This window comes from Sphingopyxis soli (genome assembly GCF_018682675.1).
Taxonomy (GTDB): Bacteria; Pseudomonadota; Alphaproteobacteria; order Sphingomonadales; family Sphingomonadaceae; genus Sphingopyxis; species Sphingopyxis soli.
Map to the genome: position 1 here is coordinate 50446 of NZ_JAFMTR010000059.1, position 8271 is coordinate 58716.

The window sequence follows — 8271 nt, forward strand, 5'->3', positions numbered from 1 at the left end:
CGCGGCATCCGGGCCTTGGCAAAACGACCGAATCGGCCCAAGGGTTTACGTAAACGTAAAGGGAAGGATGTAGCGATGGATTTCGATCTTACCGACCGGCAGAAACACTGGCAGGGCCGGGTTCGCGATTTCATCGAGCGCAAGGTCCGCCCGGCCGTGCCGACCTACAAGGAGCAGGACGCCGCCGGCGATCGCTGGAAGGTGATCCAGATTGTCGAGGATCTGAAGGCCGAGGCGAAGGCCGCGGGCATCTGGAACCTGTTCATGCCGCCGCGCAGCGCCGCGCACCATCATGTCGACGAGAGCTTCGAGTTCGAAGGCCCGGGCCTGACCAACCTCGAATATGCGCTCTGCGCCGAAGAGATGGGCCGCATCGGTTTTGCGAGCGAAGTGTTCAACTGCTCGGCGCCCGACACCGGCAACATGGAGGTCTTTCACCGCTACGGGACGCGGGCGCAGAAGGACAAGTGGCTCGCGCCCCTGATGAACGGCGAAATCCGGTCGGCCTTCCTGATGACCGAACCCGCGGTCGCCTCGTCCGATGCGACGAACATCGAAACCCGCATCGAACGCGACGGCGACGATTATGTAATCAACGGCACCAAATGGTGGTCGTCGGGCGCGGGCGATCCGCGCTGCAAGGTGGCGATCGTGATGGGCAAGACCGACTTCGGCGCCAAGCGCCACGCGCAGCAGTCAATGCTGGTCGTGCCGATGGATGCGCCGGGGATCAACATCAAGCGCTTCCTGCCCGTCTTCGGCTATGACGACGCGCCGCACGGCCATATGGAAATCGAGCTGAAGGACGTCCGCGTCAACGCCGAGGATGCCATGCTGCTGGGCGAGGGCCGCGGCTTCGAGATTGCGCAGGGCCGCCTCGGGCCGGGCCGCATCCATCACTGCATGCGCACCGTCGGCGTCGCCGAGGAAGCGCTGGAGCGCATGTGCAAGCGGCTCCAGTCGCGCGTCGCCTTCGGCAAGACGATCGCCGAGCACAGCATCTGGGAACAGCGCATTGCGCGCGCGCGGATCGACATCGAGATGACGCGCCTGCTCTGCCTGAAAGCCGCCGACATGATGGACAAGGTCGGCAACAAGTCGGCCGCGGCGGAGATTGCGATGATCAAGGTGCAGGCGCCGAACATGGCGCTGCAGATCATCGACGATGCGATCCAGGCGCATGGCGGCGGCGGCGTCAGCGACGATTTCGGCCTCGCCAAAATGTACGCCGGCCAGCGCACGCTGCGCCTGGCCGACGGCCCCGACGAGGTGCACGCCCGCGCGATCTCGCGCATCGAGCTTGCGAAGCATTCGGCCGCCGCGACCGATGCCGGCTTCTCGTCGGGCGACATCGGCGTTTCGCGATAGAATCTGACCATCCGGAGAGAGAGATTGACCAAAGCTGCCGTTCTGATCGAGCCGGGCAAGCCGCTCGTCATCGAAGATGTCGTCGTCGACAGGCCCGGCCCGCACGAGGTGCGCATCCGCACCGCGGCGTGCGGCCTGTGCCATTCGGACCTGCACTTCATCGACGGTGCCTATCCGCACCCGCTGCCCGCGATTCCCGGGCACGAGGCGGCGGGGATCGTCGAAGCGGTCGGCAGCGAGGTTCGCACGGTGAAGCCCGGCGACGCGGTGGTCACCTGCCTCTCCGCTTTCTGCGGCCATTGCGAGTTTTGTGTCAGCGGGCGCATGTCGCTGTGCCTCGGCGGCGACACGCGGCGCGCGGCCGGATCGGCGCCGCGCATCACCCGCCCCGACGGGTCGCCGGTGAACCAGATGCTCAACCTCAGCGCCTTTTCGGAGGTGATGCTGGTCCACGAACATGCCTGCGTCGCGATCGACCCCGACATGCCGCTCGACCGCGCCGCGGTGATCGGCTGCGCGGTGACGACGGGTGCGGGCACGATCTTCAACGCCTGCAAGGTGACGCCGGGCGAGACCGTCGCGGTCGTCGGTTGCGGCGGCGTCGGCCTCGCGACGATCAACGCCGCGAAGATCGCCGGAGCGGGCCGCATCATCGCCGCCGACCCCGTCCCCGAAAAGCGCGAACTCGCGAAGAAACTGGGCGCGACCGATGTCGTCGACGCGCTGTCCGACGATGCGGCAAAGCAGATCGTCGAAATCTCGAAGGGCGGCGTCGATCATGCGATCGAAGCCGTCGGGCGCCCCGCCTCGGCGACCCTGGCGGTCGCTTCGCTCCGCCGCGGCGGCACCGCGACGATCCTCGGCATGATGCCGCTCGCCGAAAAGGTCGGCCTGTCGGCGATGGACCTGCTCTCGGGCAAGAAGTTGCAGGGCGCGATCATGGGCGGCAACCGCTTCCCGGTCGACATCCCGCGCCTCGTCGACTTCTACCTCCGCGGGCTGCTCGACCTCGACAGCATCGTCGCCGAGACGATCCCGCTCGCGAAGGTCAACGAAGGGTTCGACAAGATGCGAAAGGGCGATGCCGCGCGGTCGGTGATCGTGTTCGACCAATGACGACGGGTCTCGATGCGCAAAAGGCCTTCAGCGGCACCGTCGCGCCCGAGGGCGCCGACGTGCTCGACGAGGCGAAGCTGACCGCATGGATGGAAGCCCATGTCGAGGGCTTCAACGGCCCGCTGACGCAAAGCAAGTTTGCCGGCGGCCAGTCGAATCCAACCTACAAGATTTCGTCGCCGTCGGGCAATTATGTCCTGCGCCGCAAGCCCTTTGGCCCGCTGCTCCCCTCGGCGCATGCGGTCGACCGCGAATATAAGGTGCAGGCCGGACTCCATAAGACCGGCTTCCCCGTCGCGCGGCAATATGGTCTTTGCACCGACGACAGCGTCATCGGCAGCTGGTTCTACGTCATGGGCATGGTCGACGGCCAGACGATCTGGGACGGATCGATGCCGGGATCGACGCCGGAAAACCGGCGCGCGACCTATTTTGCGATGATCGACACGCTCGCCGCCTTGCACAATGTCGACGTCGAGGCGGCGGGGCTTTCCGATTATGGCAAGCCCGGCAATTATTTCGGGCGCCAGGTCGACCGCTGGACGAAGCAGTACAAGCTCTCCGAAACCGAGACGATGGACGAGATGGAGCGGCTGATCGCCTGGCTGCCCGCCACCTTGCCCGAACAGACGCGCACCAGCGTCGTCCACGGCGACTATCGCATCGACAATATGATCTACGCGAAGGACCGGCCCGAAGTTCTGGCGGTGCTCGACTGGGAACTCTCGACGCTCGGCGATCCGCTCGCCGATTTCACCTATGTCGCAATGGCCTGGGTGACCGAGAATGGCGGACGGTCGGGGGTCATGGACCTCGACCGCAAAGCGCTCGGCATTCCCGAACTCGACGAGGTCGTCGAGCGCTATTGCCAGGCAACGGGCCGCGACGGCGTGCCCGACATGAACTGGTATTTCGCCTATAACTTCTTCCGCCTTGCCGGGATCATGCAGGGGATCAAGAAGCGCGTCATCGACGGCACCGCTTCCTCCGCCCATGCCAGGGCGATGTCCGAACGCGTCCTCCCCCTCGCGGAAAAGGCGTGGGATTTTGCACGAAAGGCAGGCGCATGAGCCTTTTCGACATGAGCGGTCAGGTCGCGCTGATCACCGGATCGTCGCGCGGCATCGGCAAGGCGATCGCCGAGGCGATGGCCGAGCAGGGCGCAAAGGTCGTGATCTCGAGCCGCAAGCAGGACGCCTGCGACGCCACCGCGGCCGAGATCAATGCACGGTTCGGCGACGGCACCGCGATCGCTGTCCCCGCGAATATCTCGTCGAAGGACGATTTGCAGCACCTCGTCGATACGACGCGAAAGGCGTTCGGCAAGATCACCGCGCTGGTCTGCAACGCCGCGTCGAACCCCTATTACGGCCCCGGACTCGGGATCAGCGACGACCAGTTCCGCAAGATCATGGACAATAACATCCTGTCGAACCACTGGCTGATCTCGATGGTCGCGCCCGAGATGGTCGAACGCGGCGAAGGCGCGATCACGATCATCAGCTCGATCGGCGGACTCAAGGGATCGCCGATCATCGGCGCCTATTGCATCTCGAAGGCCGCCGACATGCAGATGGCGCGCAACTTCGCGGTCGAGCTGGGCGCGAGCGGCGTTCGCGTCAATTGCATCGCGCCGGGGCTGATCCGCACCGACATGGCGCGCGCGCTGTGGGAGGATCCCGAAAATCTGCGGCGCTCGACCGCCGCTTCGACGCTGAAGCGGATCGGCGAACCGCACGAGATCGCGGGCGCCGCGGTCTTCCTCGCCAGCAAGGCGGGAGCATTCACAACCGGCCAGACCATCGTCTGCGATGGCGGCGCCACGATTTCGGGAGGCGCATGATGGGCGCATTGGACGGCAAGATCGCAATCATCACCGGCGCGGGCAGCGGGATCGGCCGCGCGAGCGCGCTGCGTTTCGCCGCCGAGGGTGCGAAGCTGGTGCTCGGCGACAAGACGGCGGCGGTGCACGACACCGCGCAGGCGATCAAGGATGCGGGCGGCGAAGCGATCGCGCTCGAGATCGACGCAGGGGTCGAGGCCGATGTCGCGAAGCTGGTCGCGACCGCAAAGGACAGCTTCGGCGGGCTCGATGTCGCGTTCGCAAACGCCGGGATCATCGGCGACATGGGGGGTATCTTCGATTTCGACCCCGCCGCCTGGGCCGAAACGCTGCGCGTCAACCTGATCGGCCCCGCGCTGATGGTGAAGCACGCCGGCAAGGCGATGGTCGACCAGGGCCGCGGCGGCGCGATCGTGCTGACCGCCAGCGTCGCGGGGATCAATTCGGGCGCAGGTCCGGGCGCCTATTCTGCCTCGAAGGCGGGCGTCATCAATCTCGCCAAGGTCGCGGCGCAGCAATTGTCGACCAGCGGCGTGCGCGTCAACGCGATCTGCCCCGGCCTGACCGAGACCGGCATGACCAAGCCGACCTTCGACTATGCCAAGGCCAAGGAGGTCACGCACAAGCTCGGCCAGCTCAACCCGCTACGCCGCGCGGCGCAGCCCGAGGAGCTTGCCAATGTCGCCCTCTTCCTTGCGAGCGACCAGGCGAGCTATGTCAACGGTCAGGCGATCGCGGTCGACGGCGGGCTTACCAGTTCGCATCCGGTGACGCGCCAGTTGCTTGGTCAGACGTCACACTGAGCGCGGAGGCTATATGAGTCACGGATTCGACACCGGGCGGCTCGACCGCATCCCGGCTTTCCTGCAGGCCAAATATGTCGACACCGGCCGCCTTCCGCACGCCGCGACCCTGGTGTCGCGACGCGGCGAGGTCGCGCATCTGTCGTGCATCGGCGAGGCGCGGCCGGGCGACGCGCTGAAGGAGGATGCGATTTTCCGCATCGCCAGCATGACCAAGCCGATCACCAGCATCGCCTTCATGATGCTGGTCGAAGAGGGCAAGGTTGCGCTCAGCGACCCGCTCACCAAATTCTGCCCCGAATTCAAGGATACCGGTGTGTTCGTCGCCGGCGGCGGCAACGTCCCCTTCCTGACGCGGCCGCCGACGCAGCCGATCCGCATGGTCGACCTGCTGCGCCACACATCGGGCCTGACCTATGGGTTTCAGGAACGCACCCCGGTCGATGCGGCTTACCGCAAAGCGCGGATCGACGATTTCGACGCCGATTACACGATGGACAGCTTTATCGCCGATCTGGCGAAGATCCCGCTTCAGTTCGACCCCGGCGCGCACTGGAATTATTCGATGGCCACCGACGTGCTCGGCGCCGTCATCGAACGCATCGAGGGCAAGCCTTTCGCGCAGGTTTTGCAGGAACGCATCTTCGCTCCCCTCGGCATGGTCGACACCGGCTTCAAGGTACCCGCCGACCAGCAGCATCGCCTCACCGACTGCTACGCGTTCGACCCCAGGGAGAAGATGAAGCCGTTCGACAGCGGCGACCGCAGCCGCTGGGCGAAGGACCGCAGCTTCCATTCGGGCGGCGGCGGGCTTGCCTCGACCTTGCACGATTATCACCGCTTCTGCCTGATGCTGCTCGGTGGCGGCAAGCTCGGCGATGTGCGGATCATCGGCCGCAAGACGCTGGATTTGATGACCTCGAACCATCTTGTCGGCGGCGGCGACCTGACGCAGCACAGCGTCGGCATTTTTTCGGAGGACGAGAATGCCGGGGTCGGCTTCGGCCTCGGCTTCGCGGTCACGCTCGACCCCGCCAGCGCGGGCATTCCGGGCTCGGCCGGCGATTTTTACTGGGGCGGCATGTTCTCGACCGGCTTCTTCGTCGATCCGGTCGAGCAAATCTGCATGGTCTTCATGACCCAGCTCATGCCATCGTCCACCTATGCCGTCCGGCGCGAGGTCAAGACGCTCGTCCACGCCGCCATCGACGACTGAAACGCCCACCCACCCTCCGTCCGCAGCGGACAAAGCCCGAGCGGACGGTCCTATATTCAAGAGGAGTCTCCCATGTCCGAAGAAACCCCCGTCAGCGTGACGTTGCAGAAGGACGGCGACGTCGCCGTCGTCATCGTCAACAATCCGCCGGTGAACGCGCTCTCGTGGCACGTTCGCCAGGGCCTCAAGGATAATTTCGAAGCCGCGCTCGCCGACGACGGCGTCAAGGCGATCGTGCTGCGCTGCGACGGCGGCACCTTCATCGCCGGCGCCGACATCAGCGAGTTTGGCAAGCCGCCGCGCGGTCCCGACTTCAATGCGGTGCTCAACATGATCGAGGCCGCGACCAAGCCGGTCGTCGCCGCGATCCACGGCACCGCGCTCGGCGGCGGTCTCGAGACCGCGCTCGTCTGCCACTACCGCGTCGCCGTCCCCTCGGCGAAGCTCGGCGTGCCCGAAGTGAAGCTCGGCCTGCTGCCCGGCGCGGGGGGCACGCAGCGCCTGCCGCGCGTCGTCGGCGTCGAAGCCGCCGCGACGATGACCTCGCTCGGCGACCCCCTGCCCGCTGCGAAGGCGAAGGATCTTGGCCTCGTCGATGCCCTCGCGGGCGAGGACAGCCTGGCCGCCGACGCAATCGCCTTTGCGCGCGCCAAGATCGCCGACGGCCCGCGCCCGACGCGCGAGCGGCCGGTGTTCGGCGACGTCGCGGTCATCGAACAGCTCAAGGTCGCGAACGCCAAGCGCTGGCGCGGGTTCGAGGCGCCTTATGCGAACCTCGCCTGCGTCGAGGCGGCGACACGGCTGCCCTTCGACGAAGGCCTCGCCTTCGAGCGCCAGGAATTCATGAAGCTGATGATGGGCAGCCAGTCGGCGGCGCAGCGCCACCTGTTCTTCGCCGAGCGTCAGGCCGCGAAGATCGACGGCCTGCCGAAGGACATCCAGCTCCGCGACGTCAAGAAGGTCGGCATCATCGGCGCCGGCACGATGGGCGGCGGGATCATGATGAACTTCCTGCAGAAGGGCGTTCCCTGCACGATCGTCGAGATGCAGCAGGAAGCGCTCGACCGCGGTCTCGGCGTCATCCGCAAGAATTACGACGCGTCGGCGGCGAAGGGCCGCTTCAAGCCCGAACAGGTCGACCAGATGATGGGGCTGATCACGCCGTCGCTGGAGCTCGAAGCCCTCGCCGACTGCGACCTGATCATCGAGGCGGTCTATGAGGACATGGGGGTCAAGAAGGAGATTTTCGGCAAGCTCGACAAGATCGCCAAGCCCGGCGCGATCCTTGCATCGAACACCAGCTACCTCAACATCGACGAGATCGCCGCCTCGACCAGCCGCCCCGGCGACGTCGTCGGTATGCACTTCTTCTCGCCCGCGAACGTCATGAAGCTGCTCGAAGTCGTGCGCGGCGAAAAGACCTCGGACGACGTGCTCGCGACCGCGATGGCGTGGGGCAAGAAGATCGGCAAGGTGTCGGTCGTCGCCGGCGTCTGCCACGGCTTCATCGGCAACCGGATGCTCGCCCCGCGCCAGATCGAGGCGCAGAAGCTGCTGCTTGAAGGCGCGACCCCGCAGCAGGTCGACAAGGTCCACACCGATTTCGGCATGCCGATGGGTCCGTTCCAGATGAGCGACCTTGCGGGCGTCGACATCGGCTGGCACCGCGACCCGAACCGGATCGAAAGCATCCGCGACGCGCTCTGCGCCGAAGGCCGCTGGGGCCAGAAGAAGCAGGCGGGCTTCTACGACTATGACGAGAAGCGCACTCCGACGCCGAGCGCACGCGTCGAGGAGATCATCGACGAGTTCCGCAAGAAGGCGGGGATCGAAAAGCGCGAGATCACCGATCAGGAGATCATCGAGCGCACCCTTTATCCGATGGTCAACGAGGGCGCGCTGATCCTTGCCGAAGGCAAGGCGCA

General features: G+C 65.9%; 7 protein-coding genes. All 7 read left to right on the plus strand.

All coding sequences use genetic code 11. The features are described 5' to 3' along the window. The first annotated feature begins 75 nt into the window (after positions 1-75). Positions 76-1368, plus strand: a complete 1293-nt coding sequence (locus tag J1N50_RS09155; protein ID WP_215353189.1) for an acyl-CoA dehydrogenase family protein — start codon at positions 76-78, stop codon at positions 1366-1368. 24 nt (positions 1369-1392) lie between these two features. Further along, on the plus strand, positions 1393-2484 hold the full coding sequence (locus tag J1N50_RS09160) for a Zn-dependent alcohol dehydrogenase (protein ID WP_215353192.1): 1092 nt from the start codon (positions 1393-1395) through the stop codon (positions 2482-2484). Next, positions 2481-3554, plus strand: coding sequence for a phosphotransferase family protein (locus J1N50_RS09165; RefSeq protein WP_215353195.1), 1074 nt, complete (start codon positions 2481-2483; stop codon positions 3552-3554). Before J1N50_RS09160 ends, J1N50_RS09165 begins: the two co-directional genes overlap by 4 nt. After that, complete coding sequence (locus J1N50_RS09170) at positions 3551-4327, plus strand: SDR family NAD(P)-dependent oxidoreductase (RefSeq protein WP_215353197.1); 777 nt, start codon at positions 3551-3553, stop codon at positions 4325-4327. The genes J1N50_RS09165 and J1N50_RS09170 overlap by 4 nt, the downstream gene beginning before the upstream one ends. Then, positions 4327-5130: an SDR family NAD(P)-dependent oxidoreductase gene (locus J1N50_RS09175; protein ID WP_215353210.1), complete on the plus strand. Its 804-nt coding sequence runs from the start codon at positions 4327-4329 to the stop codon at positions 5128-5130. The genes J1N50_RS09170 and J1N50_RS09175 overlap by 1 nt, the downstream gene beginning before the upstream one ends. A gap of 13 nt (positions 5131-5143) precedes the next feature. Further along, positions 5144-6346, plus strand: a complete 1203-nt coding sequence (locus J1N50_RS09180; RefSeq protein WP_215353199.1) for a serine hydrolase domain-containing protein — start codon at positions 5144-5146, stop codon at positions 6344-6346. Positions 6347-6418: 72 nt separating this feature from the next. After that, positions 6419-8271: 3-hydroxyacyl-CoA dehydrogenase NAD-binding domain-containing protein (locus J1N50_RS09185; RefSeq protein ID WP_215353201.1), on the plus strand; the 1853-nt coding region annotated here is incomplete at its 3' end.

Bases quoted from the DNA above. Each gene is read 5' to 3' on its own strand.
- J1N50_RS09155 (WP_215353189.1), top strand. From the start codon at position 76: ATGGATTTCGATCTTACCGACCGGCAGAAACACTGGCAGGGCCGGGTT.
- J1N50_RS09165 (WP_215353195.1), top strand. From the start codon at position 2,481: ATGACGACGGGTCTCGATGCGCAAAAGGCCTTCAGCGGCACCGTCGCG.
- J1N50_RS09180 (WP_215353199.1), top strand. From the start codon at position 5,144: ATGAGTCACGGATTCGACACCGGGCGGCTCGACCGCATCCCGGCTTTC.
- J1N50_RS09175 (WP_215353210.1), top strand. From the start codon at position 4,327: ATGGGCGCATTGGACGGCAAGATCGCAATCATCACCGGCGCGGGCAGC.
- J1N50_RS09170 (WP_215353197.1), top strand. From the start codon at position 3,551: ATGAGCCTTTTCGACATGAGCGGTCAGGTCGCGCTGATCACCGGATCG.